Here is a 15,391-nt window from a genome sequence, read left to right as displayed (position 1 = left end):
TGATCGTCACAGCGTTCACGCTGCCTTCCAGCCTTTGGCTATCGCCAGGCCATTACGGTTCCCTGATGGAGTGCTTCCGATGTTCAGCGTAGCCCTGCCGCGTGGTCGCAAGGCCCGCTTGGCAACCCAGGTGCTGCTGGCGGGACTGGGGCTGGTGGCGCTGCTGTGGCTGGCCGACCGGATCTGGCCATTGCCGCTGCCCGAAGATGATCTGGCCCGGGTGGTGCTGGCCGAGGACGGTACGCCGTTGTGGCGCTTCGCCGATGCCGAAGGCGTCTGGCGTTACCCGGTGGGTGTCGAGGAAGTCTCGCCGTTGTACCTCCAGGCCCTGCTCACCTATGAGGACCGTTGGTTCTATCGCCATCCCGGGGTCAACCCGCTGGCACTCGGGCGAGCGGCCTGGCAGAACCTCAGTGGTGGCCGGGTGTTGTCGGGCGGTAGCACCTTGTCGATGCAGGTGGCGCGCCTGCTCGATCCACACTCGCGCACCTTGCCCGGCAAGTTGCGCCAGCTCTGGCGCACGCTGCAACTGGAGTGGCATTTGTCCAAGCGCGAGATCCTCGAAATCTACCTCAATCGCGCGCCCTTCGGCGGCACTCTGCAAGGCGTGGCGGCGGCAAGTTGGGCGTACCTGGGCAAGTCACCGCTGCACCTGACTCCCGCCGAAGCAGCGCTGCTCGCGGTGCTGCCGCAAGCGCCCAGCCGCCTGCGCCCGGACCGCCATCCGCAGCGCGCCACCGCTGCCCGCGACAAGGTGCTGCAGCGCCTCGATGAATATCAGGTGTGGCCGGGCCAGCAGATCCACGAAGCCATGGAAGAACCACTGCTGCTCGCCCCGCGCCAGGAGCCGGCACTGGCGCCCTTGTTGGCACGCCGCCTGAACCGTGCGGACAGCCCTCCGCTGATTCGCACCACTCTCGATGCCGTATTGCAACGCCGTCTGGAAGACCTGCTGATTGGCTGGCGTGCGCGGCTTCCCGAGCGGACTTCGGCGGCGATCCTGGTGGTCGAGTCGCAGACCATGGCGGTGCGCGCTTACCTCGGTTCGGTGGACCTCAATGACGAGCGTCGTTTTGGTCACGTCGACATGATCAGCGCCTGGCGTTCGCCGGGCTCGACCCTCAAGCCGTTTCTCTACGGCATGGCCATGGACGATGGCCTGATCCATTCCGAATCGCTATTGCAGGATGTGCCGCGGCGTTACGGCGATTATCGTCCCGGTAATTTCTCCATGGGCTTCAGTGGCCCGGTGGCGGCCAGCTCAGCGTTGTCGCTATCGCTCAACCTGCCGGCGGTGCAATTGCTGGAAGCCTACGGGCCGAAACGCTTCGCCGCGCAACTGCGTACCGCAGGTGTACCGCTGGCGCTGCCGGCGCTGGCCGAGCCGAACCTGTCGCTGATCCTCGGTGGGGGTGGCAGCCGTCTGGAAGACCTGGTCGCCGGCTACAGCGCCTTCGCCCGCGACGGCATGAGTGCCAGCCTGCGCCTGCAACCGGATGCGCCGCTGCTGGAGCGACGCCTGCTGTCGCCGGGCGCGGCGTGGATCGTGCGGCGCATCCTCAGCGGCCAGGCCCGCCCTGATCGCGATCCGCACGCCGAGCTGGTGCAGCGTCCGACGCTGGCCTGGAAGACCGGTACCAGCTATGGCTTTCGCGATGCATGGTCGATCGGGGTCGGTCCGCGCTACCTGATTGGCGTTTGGATCGGTCGGCCGGACGGCACCCCGGTGCCTGGTCAGTTCGGCCTGGCCTCGGCCGCGCCGTTGATGCTGCAAGTGCACGATGTGTTGAGCAACCGCGACAGTCAGCGCGGCATCGCCGTGCCGGTGCCCGCGGTGCCAGCCAATGTCGGCGTGGCAGCGATCTGCTGGCCGTTGGGTCAGCCGCTGGCACGTAGCGATCCCAACTGTCGCCGCCAGCGGTTTGCCTGGACGCTGGACGGCACCACGCCACCGACGCTGATGGCACAGGACCAGCCGCTGAGTGTCGGGCTGCTGGAGCGGGTCTGGATCAATGACCGGGGCTTGCGGGTTGATGCGGGGTGTCCTGGCGCAAAGTCGCGGGATATTGCCCTGTGGCCAGCGCCGTTGGAACCATGGCTGTCGCGGGTAGAGCGACGTGATATACGGCTACCGGCGACCGACCCGGCGTGCCCGCCGCAAGTGCCGGCAACGGCGCCGCCGCTGTCCATCGTCGGCGTGCGTCAGGGCGATCAGTTACGGCGTCCGGCCACCAGCCGCGAGACGCTGCATGTGGATGTGTCCGCGCTGGGTGGTGATGGGCAGCGCTGGTGGTTCCTCAACGGTGCGCCGCTGGGTGAAACCGCCGGCCAGAACCTGTTGAAGGCCAACCTCGACGAGGCCGGCCAGTACGAACTGAGCGTGCTCGATGCCAGCGGCCAGACCGCACGGCTGACCTTCCAGGTCACTCAGTAGCGGCGAATCATCCACACCCCGCCGAGGATCAACACCAGGCCGGCGATCTTGCCGAGGCTGGCCGGTGCTTCACGAAAACCCGCCCAGCCGAAATGGTCGAGGGCCATGGCCATCGCCAACTGCCCGGCCAGCACCAGCGCCATGAACAGCATGGCGCCGATGCGCGGGCCGGCGAAGGCGGCGGTGGTGATGAAGAACGCCCCCAGCAATCCGCCGCTCCAATGCCACCAGGTCAGGCCTTTCAGGGCGGTGAGCCCGGGCATCTCACGTTGGCTCAGAACCAGCGCCAGCAGGGCGACGGTGCCCACCGCAAACGAGATCAGGGCGGCAGCCAGCACGCTGGACACCTGTTTGGCCAACTGGCCGTTGATACCGGCCTGCAAGGGCAGGAACGCACCGGCGATAAAGGGCAGGCAAAGCAGCCACCAGACAGGGGCAGGCATGGAAAATCTCCAGGAAAAAAGTGCTACGAAACTCGCCGGAATAAGTCTCGGCCAGGTGGAAACCCGCAAGGGGGCGCGGAGTTTACTGTAGTCAACGGGCTTTCCCGAATCGCTTTTCATGCATAGACGCTGCGCTGCAAATGCATGCGTTATGCACCTGAAATTGACGCCAGCTACCCGTCAAATGGATATAGCGCGAAAGTCGAAGTGCCATCATCTTGGCTGAAAGAGGTTTTCAACCAATTGAATTCAAAGGACTTTTTTTGCCATCGTCGGCGTATATAAACGGTTAATACCAAGTTCAGAATTGTGACTCCTCGCTTGGGGGGCTGATATGGCGTTACGGAAGTGGAGGTTCCGCTCTGGGACCGTCCGTAAACACAAAACACCAAGCAGCGGCAGCGAAAGCTATGGAGTCGCCATCATGAATACTCAAGCGTGGATCAAAGCAAGCACGGCACTGGCACTGGTTCTGGCTATAACCGCATCGGCGGGTTGCAGCAGTGGTGGCGGTGGTCACCATAGTGAAGTAGACGGTTCATCGCCAACAGACGGCGGCGGTGCTGCCGGCGGAGGCGATGGCGGAACCGGCGGTGGCACCGGCGGAGGCGATGGCGGAACCGGTGGCGGCACGGGCGGCGGTGATGGCGGAACCGGCGGCGGAGGCACGGGTGGCGGCGGAACCGGCGGCGGTGATGGTGGAACCGGTGGCGGCGGTACGGGTGGTGGTGATGGCGGAACCGGCGGTGGCGGCACAGGTGGTGGCGGAACCGGTGGCGGCGGTACGGGTGGTGGTGATGGTGGAACCGGCGGTGGCGGTACGGGCGGCGGTGGCACTGGCGGTGGCGGCACTGGTGGCGGTAACGCCGGCGGTGGCGGAAACACCACCACACCTCTCATCACCGGCCAGGTTCTGGATCAGGTCGGCACCGGAGTCTCCGGGGTTGGAACGGCTGTCAGCAGCCTCGGTACGACTCTCAACACGTTGCCGGTGCTGGGCGACGTCAACGCCGGTGGCCTGGTGAACTCCGCGGGTCAAGCAGTCACCAGTATCGGTACTGGGGTGAGCAACGGCCTCGGCGAACTGGGCACTGGCGGTAATGCCGTTGGCAAGACCCTTTCCGGGGTCGGCGCTGGTGTTGCGAACCTTGGCAGTGGAGTACAGGCACTCGCCGGTAGCAATGTCATCGAGCAGGTACCTGTGGTTGGCGGCCTGGTCGGCCAGGTTGGCCAAGCGGTCACCATGCTGGGCAACACCCTAGATACTCAGAGCACGACTGGCCCTCTGGGCAGTCTCAACCAGCAACTCAGCAACACCGCTGTGCAAGTCGTGTCGCTGGTGGAGAACACCACTGGCAACCTGGGCTCCGTGACTGGGCTGGGTGCTCCGCTTGACTCGGTGGTGCAGAAGGTTGGTGGCCTGGTCGACAAGGTCGGCGACGGCGTAACCGCCGCCGGCAACGGTAATCCCCTGACCACTGCGGTGGGCGGCCTGCTGAGCAATGTCGGTGGTGGCACCTCTACCGCAGGCGGTCTGGTTGGCGATGGCAAGGCGGGTGGTTCGACGGGCCTTCCGGAAACCCTGGGCGGCGTCGTCGCGGATCTCGGGTCTGGCTTCGATGCAGGCAGTAATAACGCTGTGGTGAGCGCTGCTGGCAATGCTACGTCCGGTGTTGGTAACACGGTGGCTTCGCTGGGAACACTGCTCGGCGGTAACGGTGTCGCCAGCGGTAGCGCGGCCGCCCCGGCTGCGGCACTGACCAACTCAGTCAGCTCGGCGGTTACGCCGGTCGTCAATACGGTAGCCAGCGTGACCCAGCAGGTTGGGGCCGCTACTGGTCTGGGCGCTCCGGTCAACGGGCTGGTCAGTCAGGTCGGTGGTGCGGTAACCAGCCTTGGTACCCAGTTGGGCAATGCTACGAGCAACCCCGTAGTCGATCAGGTTGGCGCAACACTGGGTGCAGTAGGCGTAACGGTCGCCCAGGCGGGTGGTCTGGTCAACGGCCAAGCCAGCGGTGGCGGTGTCGGCGCAGGGCTGGGTGGTGTGGTCAACACCGTAACCAATACCTTGACCGGTGCGACTGGCGGAACAGGCGGTGTCGGCGCAGGGCTGGGTGGTGTAGTCAACACCGTAACCAGCACCTTGAACGGCGCAACTGGTGGAACTGGCGGTGCCGGTGCAGGGCTGGGTAGCGTGGTCAACACAGTAACGGGCGCCGTGGGCAGTGCAACGGGCAGCGCTGGCGGTGTCGGCGGCACCCTCGGTGGCGTGGTCAGTACCGTGACAGGAACCCTGGGTGGCGTAACCGCTGGAACCAGTGTCGGTGGTTCCGTGGGTGCTAATGCCGGTGCCGGAGCTACCGGTGGCGTTGGCGGCCTGCTCAACGGCCTGACCGGGGGCCTCAAAAAGTAAAAAGCCATCACTGTTGTTAGACGATCTTACGGGCAACACCTACGCTTGAGTCTGACGAGGGAACCGCCTTGGTTCCCTCGTACTTTTCAGGATCATGGAGTGTCCTATGCGATCGATGGCAGTCGCGTTAGTGGGTTTGTCCTGGGTCAGTGTGCTTCAGGCCGAGCCGCTCCCAAGCTATCTGAACAGCAACGAAACCGAACGCAACCTGCCTGCACCCAACTTGCCGGCTGATGCTTTCAGGCCGACAACTCCCAAGCTGCAAGTGCCGAGTCCGGCAACCGCTCAACCCCAGCCGCTGATGATGAATACCCGGGTGCTGATCCACAAAATCCGCATTGAAGGCGGGACGGTCTACCCGCTGAGCGAATTGCGTGAAAACTATCAGGGGCTGATCGATCGCGAGGTGACTGTCGGCGAGCTGATCGAGGCAACCCGGCGTCTCACCCAGCGCTACCAGCAGGACGGCTACTTGTTGTCCTACGCTTTTCTCCCCGTGCAGGATTTCGCCGAAGGCCGGCTGCGGGTCGTGTTGGTCGAAGGCTATATCCGCGATTACGAACTGCAGGGCGATATTGGTCGTGTCTCGGGCTACCTCGACAAACTGGTGGCCAAGCTCAAGGCCGTACGGCCGCTGACGCGCCAGGCATTCGAACGTTACACCTCGCTGATGAGCCGCGTGCCCGGTATCACCTTGCAGGCCAATGTGCCTCCACCGGGCACCACCGACGGGGCGAGCAAGCTGATGGTGCAGGCTTCTCGCAAGCCGTTCACCACCACCATGAGCCTCACAGACGGCAGTCGCGACGACATCCAGGCCCTGTTCGGTGCCAACAGCAATGCGCAGACCGCAGTCGCCGAGCAAGTGAGTGTCAGCGCCCTGTTCCCGCCAGGCGAGGACAAGGAGCGGTACTTCCGCGCCGACTACTCGCAGTCCCTGGACAGCGAGGGCACCCAACTGATCCTGTCGGCATCCCGCTACCGCAGCGACCCCCGTGCGGTGGTCAGGCTGACCGATAACATCAACCTCAAGCAGCACCGTGAAAACGACCGCTACTCCATCGGCCTGACCCATCCGCTGATCGCCTCGCCCAATGAATGGCTGAGCCTCTCAGCACGCTTCTACGCCGTCGACGACAGCACCGATTACCGCGTGATCGGCTTCCCGTTGAAAGTCAGCACCAACACCGACATCCGCGCCCTGGCCTTCGAGGGCGACTGGCGCAAGGCGACTGAAAAGCAGCTACGGATCATCAGTGCGGGCGTCTACCAGGGACTTGATCATTTCGGTGCTGAAACCGACGCGGGCTACGACCTTGATTTCTTCCGCCTGCGGCTGTCTGGCGTACAGAGCGACCGCTTCTTCGAAAACTGGCAAGGCGTAGTGTCCGCCGCGCTGTACTGGACCGACGACAACCTGCCCGACAGCGAACGGGCGGTGTTCGGTGGGCAGAACTTCGGCCGCGGTTACCCCGTGGATCAAGCGTCAGGCGACAAGGGCTGGGGCGCGGCCTACGAGGTCAACTACAGCTTCAAGCGCGAAGGCGAGTGGGTGAAGGTGCTGCAGCCCTATGTGGTGCTGGACGCTGCGCGGACCTGGTTCAACGAACTGCAGGTGCAGGACTCGCGGATGTCATCGCTGGCCCTCGGCCTGCGCTTTGGTGACGCGCGTTACTACAACATCTCGCTGGAGGCGGCCAAGCCGATGTCGGACATGGCGCTGGACAGTTTCAACCGCCGGCCGCGGTTCACGGTGAGTTTCAGTTATCAGTTGTGAGTGAGCGGCAATGGAAATGCCCCGGGGCTGTCAGGCAGTCTCGGGGCATTGGTGGGTGGTGTTTCGCAAGGGCATCTATTCCGTTCAATGTCCAAGACTGCCTGGCCACTACAGTGCCAACGTATTCACAGTCTTTTTATATCAACAAAAAGGACGAGGATTGGACGTGTGTGGTCAGGATATATTCGATGGACATTTCCTGATCTTTTCTGCGATAGATCGTCGAGTCTGAATCGTCTCAGCGACCTTTTCCATGAAATGCTACATCGCGTACTTTTGGGTATGTGCCCTCGCCGCGGCAAAGTACTTCTTGTCATCTTCTTTGAATTGCCGTGCTATCTCTGGCACCAGTGGGTCATCAGGGTTGGGTTTTAGCATCAGAGCGGAAATACCAAGAAGTACCTTGTCAATGGTAAGGGTCGGTAACCAACCACCTTTCAAGATGTTGAGGGTAACCGAACCATTGGAACTAATATTGGGGTGATAGATTTTTGTTGTAAAAACCACCTTGGGTGGCTTGCTGGGGTAATCATTCGGGAAATGAATGCTGAGGGAGAAAACTCCCCCGTCAAATGGCGAGTCAGCAGGTCCGGGAATTGTCGCTTGCCAATGATATATATCATCACCTACCGGTTCGGCGGAGAAGCCGGCGGGAAGTGTTTCTGATATATCTTTCGATTCTTTTGAAAGTCTTTGTGAAGTATTCATGTCAGACTCCTGGCGGGTGTGTGTACTTTAATCTAAACCTGCCTGTTTCTTCGCAGCAACTGACAAAAATATCAGGTCCTTTTTCGTAGAGACGTACATACCCCTTAATTGAGGCCCGCCCGCAGGTGAGTGTCGAGCACGGCTGATCCTCGCCTGTTTTCAACGCAGCATGGCCGAGTTCGGATGCATTTCGTACAGCGCCTAGGGAACGGCGTGGAGTTTGTCCTGCACCCGCTCCAGCGGAAACAGGCTGCTCAGCGTGTCCAGCAAGCGGGTGTGATAGATCGGTTTGCGAAAGACGCCCTGTACCTGCAAGCGCTCCAGTTCATTTGCAACAACAGAGTCGATCTGTCCACTGCAGACGATCACCGGCAGGTACTCGCGGGCCGTGTGGTCGCGCAGGCGTTTGATCAGGGAGATGCCGGACTCCTCCGGCATGTTCAGGTCGGTGATGACCAGGGCGATATCCGGGTGCCGGGTCAACTGCTGGAGGGCGAGCTTCACCGATGTCGCCGTGTGGCAACAAAAGCCTTCGCCGTCCAGCAGTTCAGCCAGTTCGTTCAACGCGTCCTCTTCATCATCCACTAACAGCAGCTGTTCGCGTGGGGGGGAAGCAGGCATGGCGTAGTCCTGTCACGGGTTACGTTGGGCTCATGGGGGAGCGTCCGGCGGCTCTGCCGGGATACGGTCATTCCTATTCGGGCAGGGCTCCCTCGATGGTCGTGAAGATGCTGGTCACGCCCTCGGAGATGGTTGGCACAAATGCCACCAAGGCAACGGCCACCATGCAGGCGACCAGCGCATATTCGATACCCGACGCGCCGTCAGTACTTTTGAAGAATCCCCGGATGGACTGGATGATTTTGGCAAGACGCATGATGTTGCTCCTTAGCGCGGGAAGCGCTGGTGACACGGGGATTGGGTGATTCCCCTTTGCCACCAGAGCATCGTCAAGAGTTAACCCTTCAGCAAATGTAAGAAAGCATTAACACCAAAGTGATAGTGGAAAACTGCCGCCAATAAGCTGTTGTTTTATGGGGGTGACAGAAATGCCACCGAAAATAATCTGACGGTGTAATGGCGTTTTGGCCTACCTGCGCTACCGTCAAATAGCGAAATAGTTACTTCCAACTGAGTATTTGTGAGCCCGTTAACAAGATGTACCGGGCTGATGGGGCGCAAGGCAGGGAGGGGCCGGACATGAGCAGTCGCATCACATTGATACTCGCCGGACTGTTTTTGTTAGGGGCCATCGTCGCCGGCTACTGGGGATTGACCCTTGGCAGGAAGCCCGCGACAGAAACGCCGCCACCCGCGCCGGCAACCCAGCCGGTGACGCAAGCCGTCAACAACGTCCAGGATGAATTGCGCAAACCGGTGGTGGTGTTGCGCCGGGATGTTGCCGCCAATATGCCATTGAGCACCGACGATCTCGCCGTGGAGCGCCTGCTGGTGGCGCCGGCCGGCAGTTTCCAGACTCCCGAGCAAGTTGCCGGACGCACGCCGTGGCGCGATCTGCCCGCCGGCACCTGGCTGGAAGAAAGCAGCTTCGAGGCCGGTGGTCCGCTGGCGCGAATGATTCAGCCGGGCGAGCGGGCCCTGACGCTCGCAGTGGATGAGGTCAGCGGCGCAGCCGGGCAGATCCGCCCTGGCGACTACGTCGACGTGCTGCTCTATCTGAAAGATGAAACCGACAATCCCCAGGCCAGCGCTCAAGTGGTGATCCCGGCCTTGCGCTTGCTCAGTGTTGGCCAGCAGATGGGGCTGGCCAGCGACGGCAAACCAGCCGAGCCGGTCGAGGTCGATCCCAAGGTTCGCGAGCAAAAACGCCGCGATGCCCCGCGCACCGTGGTGGTGGCGGTTCCCGAAGGGCTGGCGAGTCGATTGGTACTGGCGGCCCAGGCCGGCAGCCTGCGCCTGGTGGTGCGCAGCGCTGAAGAAAATCGCCTGGCTCGCTACTGGGCTGACCCGAAGGCCACGGACACCACGCTGGCCAATGCCAATCGCGAACTCTACCGCTTCAGTCAACTGGCCATGGTCCAGCCGGCAGCGCCCGTCCATAACACTCCGGCGCCACGACGGGCCATGGAAATCATCCGCGGCACGCAATCTTCCGAGCAATCCCACTGAACCCAGCAAGGATGCCCTTCAATGAGCAGCCGTTCTCCGCGGATTTCCGTCTACACCTTGATGGCTTCGCTGCTACTGCCATGGTCCGCTTCGCACGCGGCCACCAGCGGCTGTTCCGCGTTGCCGAGAGTGCCTGCGGTGATCGAAATCGACCAGGGCCTGCAACAGGAAGTCCGCCTGCCGGTGGGCATCAGCCGCGCGGCAGTGGGCGATCCGAAAGTCGCCGACGTGCATCCGGTGGGCAATGACGCTGTGCTCCTCACGGCCATGGGGCCCGGCGCGACCAGCCTGAGCTTGTGGACCAGTTGCGCCAGCACGCCGCGCCAGACCATGGTCTTTGTCCGTGGGCGGGCAACGGCGGACATGGTTTCAACGGATGTGCCGTCCTCGCTGGATGCGGAGTTGCCCAGCCAGGTCCAGGCCGATATCCGCTTCGTTGAAGTCAGCCGTACCAAGCTCAAGGAAGCGGGCGCGCGGTTGTTCTTCCGAGGCTCCAACAACTCGCTGATCGGGTCGCCCGGTACCACCCCGGCGACAGTAGTCTCCCCCGGCAATGTGGGGTCGGTGACGCCGCTGATTCCGCTGAACAATGATGTCTTCAACATTGTCTGGGGCGGAGGCAGCAGTCGCTTCCTGGCGGCGATCAATGCACTGGAAAACAGCGGTTTCGCCTATACCCTGGCGCGCCCCAGCCTGGTGGTGCTCAGTGGCACCACCGCGAGTTTCCTGGCCGGTGGCGAAATTCCCATTCCGGTGCCCAGCAGCGGCAGCGACAACGTGTCGATCGAGTTCAAGGAGTTTGGGATCCGCCTGGCACTGACCCCGACGGTGGTCAGTCGCAACCGGATCCTGCTCAAGGTCGCCCCCGAGGTCAGCGAACTGGACTACAACAACGTGGTGCAGATTGCCGGCACCGCCGTGCCCGGTCTGACGGTGCGGCGCACCGATACCAGCATCGCCCTCGCCGATGGCGAAAGCTTCGTCATCAGCGGCCTGATCAGCAGCCGTAATCGCTCTACCGTGGACAAATTCCCTGGCTTGGGCGACCTGCCGATTCTCGGTGCGTTTTTCCGCCAATCAACCCTGCAACGCGATGAAACCGAACTGCTGATGGTGGTCACGCCCCACCTGGTCAAGCCGCTGGCGGTGAACGCGAAGCTGCCGGAGCTTCCCGGTGAGCGTCTGCGCACCTACGACCCGAGCTGGGGACGGCTTTTCTTCCTGGAAAACGGCGACTTTGAACGTCGCAGTGGGTTATCCCAATGAGCGAAAGCCTGAGTCAGACCTTCCTTGCCATCACCCGCAACGAGGGTGACCTGCAGTGGCTGCAGACCGCGCTGGCGCCGCTGGGCCAGGTGGTCGGCGCCGGCAGCGGCAGTCTTGATGAAATGCTGGCGCTGGTCGACGTGACCTTCGCCAATCTGGTGTTCATCGGCCTGGACCGCGACCATGTAGTCAACCAGTGCGCGTTGATCGAAGGGGTATTGGAGGCCAAACCGATGCTGGCGATCGTCGCCCTCGGCGATGGCATGGACAACCAGCTTGTGCTCAATGCGATGCGCGCCGGGGCGCGGGATTTCGTCGCCTACGGTTCGCGCTCGAGCGAGGTGGCCGGGCTGGTCCGGCGCCTCGGCAAGCGCCTGCCGCCAGTGACCACCAACCCGCACCTGGGCGGCCTCACCGTGCTCTATGGCACCCAGTGCGGTTCCGATGGCGCACTGCTGGCTCTGCACCTCGGACAAGTGGTGCAGAAAAGCGGCCAGCAAACCCTGTTGCTCGACCTCGGCCTGCCCCGCGGTGACAGCCTGGCGTTGCTGGGCGTGGAATCGTCCTTTCATTTCGGCGATGCCTTGCGCCATCTGCGCCGGCTCGACAGCACCCTGATCGACAGCGCCTTCGCCCGCGAGGCCAGCGGCCTGCGCCTGCTGGCCTACGCCCTCGGCGACGAAGCGCTGGAGCGCACCAGCGCCGCCGAGCTGTACATGCTGCTCAGTGCGCTGCGGCAACACTTCCAGCACATTATCGTCAACCTCACCGGGCAGGCTGACAGCGAGGCGCTGCGCACCTTTGTCAGCCACTGCGACAAGCTGATCTGGTACACCGACCAGAACGTCATCGAGTGTCGGCGCAACCTTGAAGTGCTTAATACCTGGCGTGAGAAAGGCATGAACCTGGAGCACGCCAAACTGCTGGTCGACCGCTACCTGCGCAGCGTGGTACCGGACGCCGAAGCCCTCGGCAAGCGCTTCGCCCTGCCGGTGCTGACCGAGCTGCCGTCCAGTCCCGAGGTGCGGCTCAATGCCAGGAACCAGGGCGTGAGCCTGTTCGAACTGGCCCCGCGCGACAACCTCACTCATGCCCTCAAGACCCTCGGCGATCGCCTCGCGCGGCGTTCGGAAAACCTCAAGCCCAAGGCCAACAACTGGCTGACCCGGCTCTGGGGAAACAAGCATGACCAGTGACGAGTTGTTCGGCGGACCCCGGGCCAACCTTGGCAACGATCCCCAGGCGCTCAAGCGCGCGCTGCACCGTCACATCATCGATGCCATCGAAGACTCCGGCCGCAACCTGCTGGAAGGCTCGCGCCCGGCGCTGGCGCAATTCGTCACTGAGCAAGTCGGCGATTACATCGCCCGCCTGCACCTGGCGCTGTCGCGCTATGAAATGGAGCGGCTGGCCGAGGAACTGGTCGACGAACTCACCGGCTTCGGCCCGCTGGAAGTCCTGCTGCGCGACACCAGCGTTACCGAAATCCTGGTCAACGGCCCGTACCGCGTGTTCGTCGAGCGCGCCGGGGTGTTGCACCAGACTGATCTGCGTTTCATCGATTCGCACCATGTCGAGCGGGTGATGCAACGTATCCTTGCGCCGCTTGGCCGGCGCCTGGATGAGTCGTCGCCAATGGTCGATGCGCGCATGCCCGACGGCAGCCGGGTCAACGCAATCATTCCGCCGGTGGCGCTGGACGGGCCTTGCCTGTCGATCCGCAAATTCCGCAAGGACATGCTCAAGAGCGCCGACCTGCTGGCGACCCGCGCCATCGATCCGGGGATCATGGCGTTCTTCGAACTGGCGGTGAGCAAGCGTTGCAACGTGCTGGTCAGTGGCGGTACCGGCACCGGCAAGACCACGTTGCTGAACATCCTCAGCCAGTTGATCAGCCCACACGAGCGGTTGGTGACCATTGAGGACGTGGCCGAGCTGCAATTGGACCACCCTCACGTCGTGCGTCTGGAAACCCGGCCGCCGAATGCCGAAGGCCATGGCGAGATCAAGGCCAGCGAACTGATCCGCAACGCCCTGCGGATGCGCCCGGACCGCATCCTGCTGGGGGAGATTCGCGGGGTGGAGGTCATCGATGTGCTGACCGCAATGAACACCGGCCACGACGGCTCCATGAGCACTGTCCACGCCAACTCCGCGCAGGACGCGCTGTTGCGCCTGGAAACCCTGGTGGGCCTCACCGGGCTCCAGGTGGCGGAGAAGACCCTGCGGCAGATGATCTGCGCCGCCCTTGATGTGGTGATCCAGTTGACCCGCCTGCCCGATGGGCGCCGTTGTGTCAGCGAGGTGCTCGAAGTGGTTGGCCTGCGCGATGACGTGTACGTCACCAACACCCTGTTCCGCCTTGATCGGCGAGGCGGTACGGCCTTCGTGCGCGACGCGGTCAACCCGGCCGGAGAGAAGCTGCGTCACGATCCGCTGGAGTCCGCGCCATGATCGCCCTGGTCTTGGGGCTGTTCGGGCTGCTGTTGCTGAGCGCTTCTGTCAGCCTGTTCTACAGCGGCGTGCGTAAGTCGGCGCAAGAGCGCACCTTGCAGCGGCTGGGCCAGTTGCCGGAGCCGGTGGCGGTCGAGGCACCGACCTGCGGCTGGCTGGAGCTGCTGCTGTTGCGCGCCGGCTTCGACCGGCGCACCGACCGTCTGCTGCTCTGGGGGGCGGCGTGGCTGTTGCTGATTGCCCTGGCGGGCAGTTTCTCGGGCTGGCCGGGAGCACTGACGATGTTGGTGCTCGGCCCGCTGCTGTGGCGCCTCTACATGAGCTGGCGCTTCCAGCGCCGGCTGCGGCGGATGATCGAGCAACTGCCGACACTGCTCGATCACGCCGTGCGCAGCCTCAAAGCCGGGCGCACCCTCAGTGATGCCATGCTGGGCGCCATCGAAGTCTCCGCCGCCCCCCTGAAAAGCGCCATGCAGCGGGTTCAGCGCAACGTGCAGATGGGGGTCAGTCTGGATGAGGCCCTGCTGGATCTGGCCGAGCTGTATGACCAGGACGAGTTCCACATGCTCGCGCTTGGCCTGCGTATCAACCACCGTTATGGCGGCAATGCCAGCGAGTTGCTGGAAAACCTGGTCAAGCTGATTCGGGAGCGTGAGCAGGGTGCCCGCCAGTTGCGCGCCATGACCGGCGAAACGCGGATGACCGCTGTGGTGCTGGCGTTGCTGCCGATCAGCATGGTCGGCTACTTCATGATCGCCAACCCGGGTTACTTGTTGTCTATGTGGAACAACAGCGGCGGTCAGATGATGCTGCTGACCGCGTTCATCCTGCAGTTGCTTGGGTGCGTGACGCTTTGGCGCATGTTGCGGAGTATCTGAAATGGCGTTGCTCATCAGTGCCGGACTGTTCTTGCTCACGTTCATGCTGTTGGTGTTGCACCTGACGCGCCAACACCGTCGTGAGCATTTGGTCGCCCTGCGTTTGCAAGGCCGGCAGAGTGCCGAGTTGGCGCAGGACGGTTGGCTGGAGCGCTTGGGCAACAGCTCGCTGGCCCAGCGCTCGCTGAGCCTGGACGGCGAAACCCGCATGTTGCTCGACCGCATTGGTTGGCGGCGCACGCGCCAGCGATCGCTCTTCGCGGCATTGCAGATCGGCGTGCCGCTGTGTGCGCTGTTCATTGCCTTGCTGGTTCAGCATTTTTTCTACGCCGACAGCAAGACACCCTGGATGCTGCCGGTGTTCGCCCTCGGTATCGGTTACCTGCTGCCCAAGCGCATCCTCGCTTACGTCGCGGCACGACGGCAGCAGCAGATTGCCGATGAGGTTTCCAGCTTCATTCCGCTGCTGCGCATCCTCTTCGACTCCGGGCTCGCGGTGGAACAGAGCCTGCGCATCCTCGGCACTGAAGGGCGGCAATTGCTTCCCGTGCTCAGCCAGGAACTGCAACTGATTCTGGTTCGGGTGGACTCGGGGCTGGCGTTGGCGCCGGAGCTGGAAAAAACCGCGAAGCTGCTGTCGGTGGACGAGTTCAACGACACCTGCGTGATTCTGCAACAGTTGCTGACCCAGGGCGGTGGCGCGATGAAGTCGCTGCTGGCGCTCAAGCAACTGCTCGATGACCGGCGCCTGACGCGGCTGCAGGAACGTATTTCGAAAATGTCCGGGAAGATGTCCGTCGTCATGATGGTCTTTCTCTTTCCCGCCTTGTTGATCGTTCTGGCCGGGCCGGGTCTGACCGCGCTGGCACGGGCCTTCAGTCACTGAAT

At 63.0% G+C, this 15,391-nt stretch carries 13 protein-coding genes; 9 read left to right on the top strand and 4 right to left on the bottom strand.

All coding sequences use genetic code 11. From position 1 onward, the window contains the following. The first annotated feature begins 79 nt into the window (after window positions 1-79). The gene (gene pbpC, locus DM374_RS19455) at window positions 80-2,434 is read left to right on the top strand and encodes a peptidoglycan glycosyltransferase PbpC (RefSeq protein WP_177431581.1); all 2,355 of its coding nucleotides are present in this window, start codon (window positions 80-82) and stop codon (window positions 2,432-2,434) included. On the opposite strand, the gene DM374_RS19450 is transcribed toward pbpC, so the two are convergent. After that, window positions 2,428-2,877, bottom strand: a complete 450-nt coding sequence (locus DM374_RS19450) for a DMT family transporter (RefSeq protein ID WP_095156050.1) — start codon at window positions 2,875-2,877, stop codon at window positions 2,428-2,430. The genes pbpC and DM374_RS19450 overlap by 7 nt on opposite strands. A gap of 334 nt (window positions 2,878-3,211) precedes the next feature. Between DM374_RS19450 and DM374_RS19445 the strand changes: the two genes are divergently transcribed. Both DM374_RS19445 and DM374_RS19440 read left to right on the top strand, forming a co-directional pair. Beyond that, window positions 3,212-5,290, top strand: coding sequence for a collagen-like triple helix repeat-containing protein (locus tag DM374_RS19445; RefSeq protein ID WP_318531817.1), 2,079 nt, complete (start codon window positions 3,212-3,214; stop codon window positions 5,288-5,290). 106 nt (window positions 5,291-5,396) lie between these two features. Next, window positions 5,397-7,067 (top strand): ShlB/FhaC/HecB family hemolysin secretion/activation protein, encoded by a 1,671-nt coding sequence (locus DM374_RS19440; protein WP_110971354.1) that lies wholly within the window; start codon window positions 5,397-5,399, stop codon window positions 7,065-7,067. Between the two features lie 261 nt (window positions 7,068-7,328). Here DM374_RS19440 and DM374_RS19435 read toward each other — a convergent pair whose 3' ends face one another. From DM374_RS19435 to DM374_RS19425, 3 genes are all read right to left on the bottom strand, one after another. Next, window positions 7,329-7,775: a ubiquitin-conjugating enzyme E2 variant gene (locus DM374_RS19435; RefSeq protein ID WP_110971353.1), complete on the bottom strand. Its 447-nt coding sequence runs from the start codon at window positions 7,773-7,775 to the stop codon at window positions 7,329-7,331. Window positions 7,776-7,976: 201 nt separating this feature from the next. Next, on the bottom strand, window positions 7,977-8,396 hold the full coding sequence (locus DM374_RS19430) for a response regulator (RefSeq protein WP_110971352.1): 420 nt from the start codon (window positions 8,394-8,396) through the stop codon (window positions 7,977-7,979). A 73-nt stretch (window positions 8,397-8,469) separates the two neighbouring features. Then, on the bottom strand, window positions 8,470-8,652 hold the full coding sequence (locus DM374_RS19425) for a Flp family type IVb pilin (RefSeq protein ID WP_110971351.1): 183 nt from the start codon (window positions 8,650-8,652) through the stop codon (window positions 8,470-8,472). 323 nt (window positions 8,653-8,975) lie between these two features. Here DM374_RS19425 and cpaB point away from each other — a divergent pair, with 323 nt between their 5' ends. From cpaB to DM374_RS19395, 6 genes are read left to right on the top strand one after another with little or no spacing between them, the layout of a single operon-like run. After that, entirely contained in the window at window positions 8,976-9,905 is a 930-nt protein-coding gene (cpaB, locus tag DM374_RS19420; RefSeq protein ID WP_110971350.1) for a Flp pilus assembly protein CpaB, read from the top strand. A 21-nt stretch (window positions 9,906-9,926) separates the two neighbouring features. Further along, entirely contained in the window at window positions 9,927-11,171 is a 1,245-nt protein-coding gene (locus tag DM374_RS19415; protein WP_110971349.1) for a type II and III secretion system protein family protein, read from the top strand. After that, on the top strand, window positions 11,168-12,367 hold the full coding sequence (locus DM374_RS19410; protein WP_110971348.1) for a pilus assembly protein: 1,200 nt from the start codon (window positions 11,168-11,170) through the stop codon (window positions 12,365-12,367). Before DM374_RS19415 ends, DM374_RS19410 begins: the two co-directional genes overlap by 4 nt. Further along, window positions 12,357-13,625, top strand: coding sequence for a CpaF family protein (locus tag DM374_RS19405; RefSeq protein WP_110971347.1), 1,269 nt, complete (start codon window positions 12,357-12,359; stop codon window positions 13,623-13,625). The genes DM374_RS19410 and DM374_RS19405 overlap by 11 nt, the downstream gene beginning before the upstream one ends. Continuing rightward, window positions 13,622-14,503, top strand: coding sequence for a type II secretion system F family protein (locus DM374_RS19400; protein ID WP_110971346.1), 882 nt, complete (start codon window positions 13,622-13,624; stop codon window positions 14,501-14,503). The genes DM374_RS19405 and DM374_RS19400 overlap by 4 nt, the downstream gene beginning before the upstream one ends. 1 nt (window position 14,504) lies before the next feature. Continuing rightward, window positions 14,505-15,389 (top strand): type II secretion system F family protein, encoded by an 885-nt coding sequence (locus tag DM374_RS19395; RefSeq protein WP_110971345.1) that lies wholly within the window; start codon window positions 14,505-14,507, stop codon window positions 15,387-15,389. The last annotated feature ends 2 nt before the right edge of the window (window positions 15,390-15,391 follow it).

Origin of the sequence: Pseudomonas huaxiensis, from assembly GCF_003231275.1 — a bacterium.
In the GTDB taxonomy this organism is placed as follows: Bacteria; Pseudomonadota; Gammaproteobacteria; order Pseudomonadales; family Pseudomonadaceae; genus Aquipseudomonas; species Aquipseudomonas huaxiensis.
The sequence above is the reverse complement of the archived record's forward strand: the minus strand, read 5'-3'. Positions and strand labels throughout refer to the sequence as shown.

Coding starts and splice junctions, on each gene's coding strand:
- DM374_RS19410 (WP_110971348.1), top strand. CDS start 11,168: ATGAGCGAAAGCCTGAGTCAGACCTTCCTTGCCATCACCCGCAACGAG.
- DM374_RS19440 (WP_110971354.1), top strand. CDS start 5,397: ATGCGATCGATGGCAGTCGCGTTAGTGGGTTTGTCCTGGGTCAGTGTG.
- DM374_RS19415 (WP_110971349.1), top strand. CDS start 9,927: ATGAGCAGCCGTTCTCCGCGGATTTCCGTCTACACCTTGATGGCTTCG.
- DM374_RS19425 (WP_110971351.1), bottom strand. CDS start 8,652: ATGCGTCTTGCCAAAATCATCCAGTCCATCCGGGGATTCTTCAAAAGT.
- DM374_RS19395 (WP_110971345.1), top strand. CDS start 14,505: ATGGCGTTGCTCATCAGTGCCGGACTGTTCTTGCTCACGTTCATGCTG.
- DM374_RS19445 (WP_318531817.1), top strand. CDS start 3,212: ATGGCGTTACGGAAGTGGAGGTTCCGCTCTGGGACCGTCCGTAAACAC.
- DM374_RS19430 (WP_110971352.1), bottom strand. CDS start 8,396: ATGCCTGCTTCCCCCCCACGCGAACAGCTGCTGTTAGTGGATGATGAA.
- DM374_RS19405 (WP_110971347.1), top strand. CDS start 12,357: ATGACCAGTGACGAGTTGTTCGGCGGACCCCGGGCCAACCTTGGCAAC.
- pbpC (WP_177431581.1), top strand. CDS start 80: ATGTTCAGCGTAGCCCTGCCGCGTGGTCGCAAGGCCCGCTTGGCAACC.
- DM374_RS19400 (WP_110971346.1), top strand. CDS start 13,622: ATGATCGCCCTGGTCTTGGGGCTGTTCGGGCTGCTGTTGCTGAGCGCT.
- cpaB (WP_110971350.1), top strand. CDS start 8,976: ATGAGCAGTCGCATCACATTGATACTCGCCGGACTGTTTTTGTTAGGG.
- DM374_RS19435 (WP_110971353.1), bottom strand. CDS start 7,775: ATGAATACTTCACAAAGACTTTCAAAAGAATCGAAAGATATATCAGAA.
- DM374_RS19450 (WP_095156050.1), bottom strand. CDS start 2,877: ATGCCTGCCCCTGTCTGGTGGCTGCTTTGCCTGCCCTTTATCGCCGGT.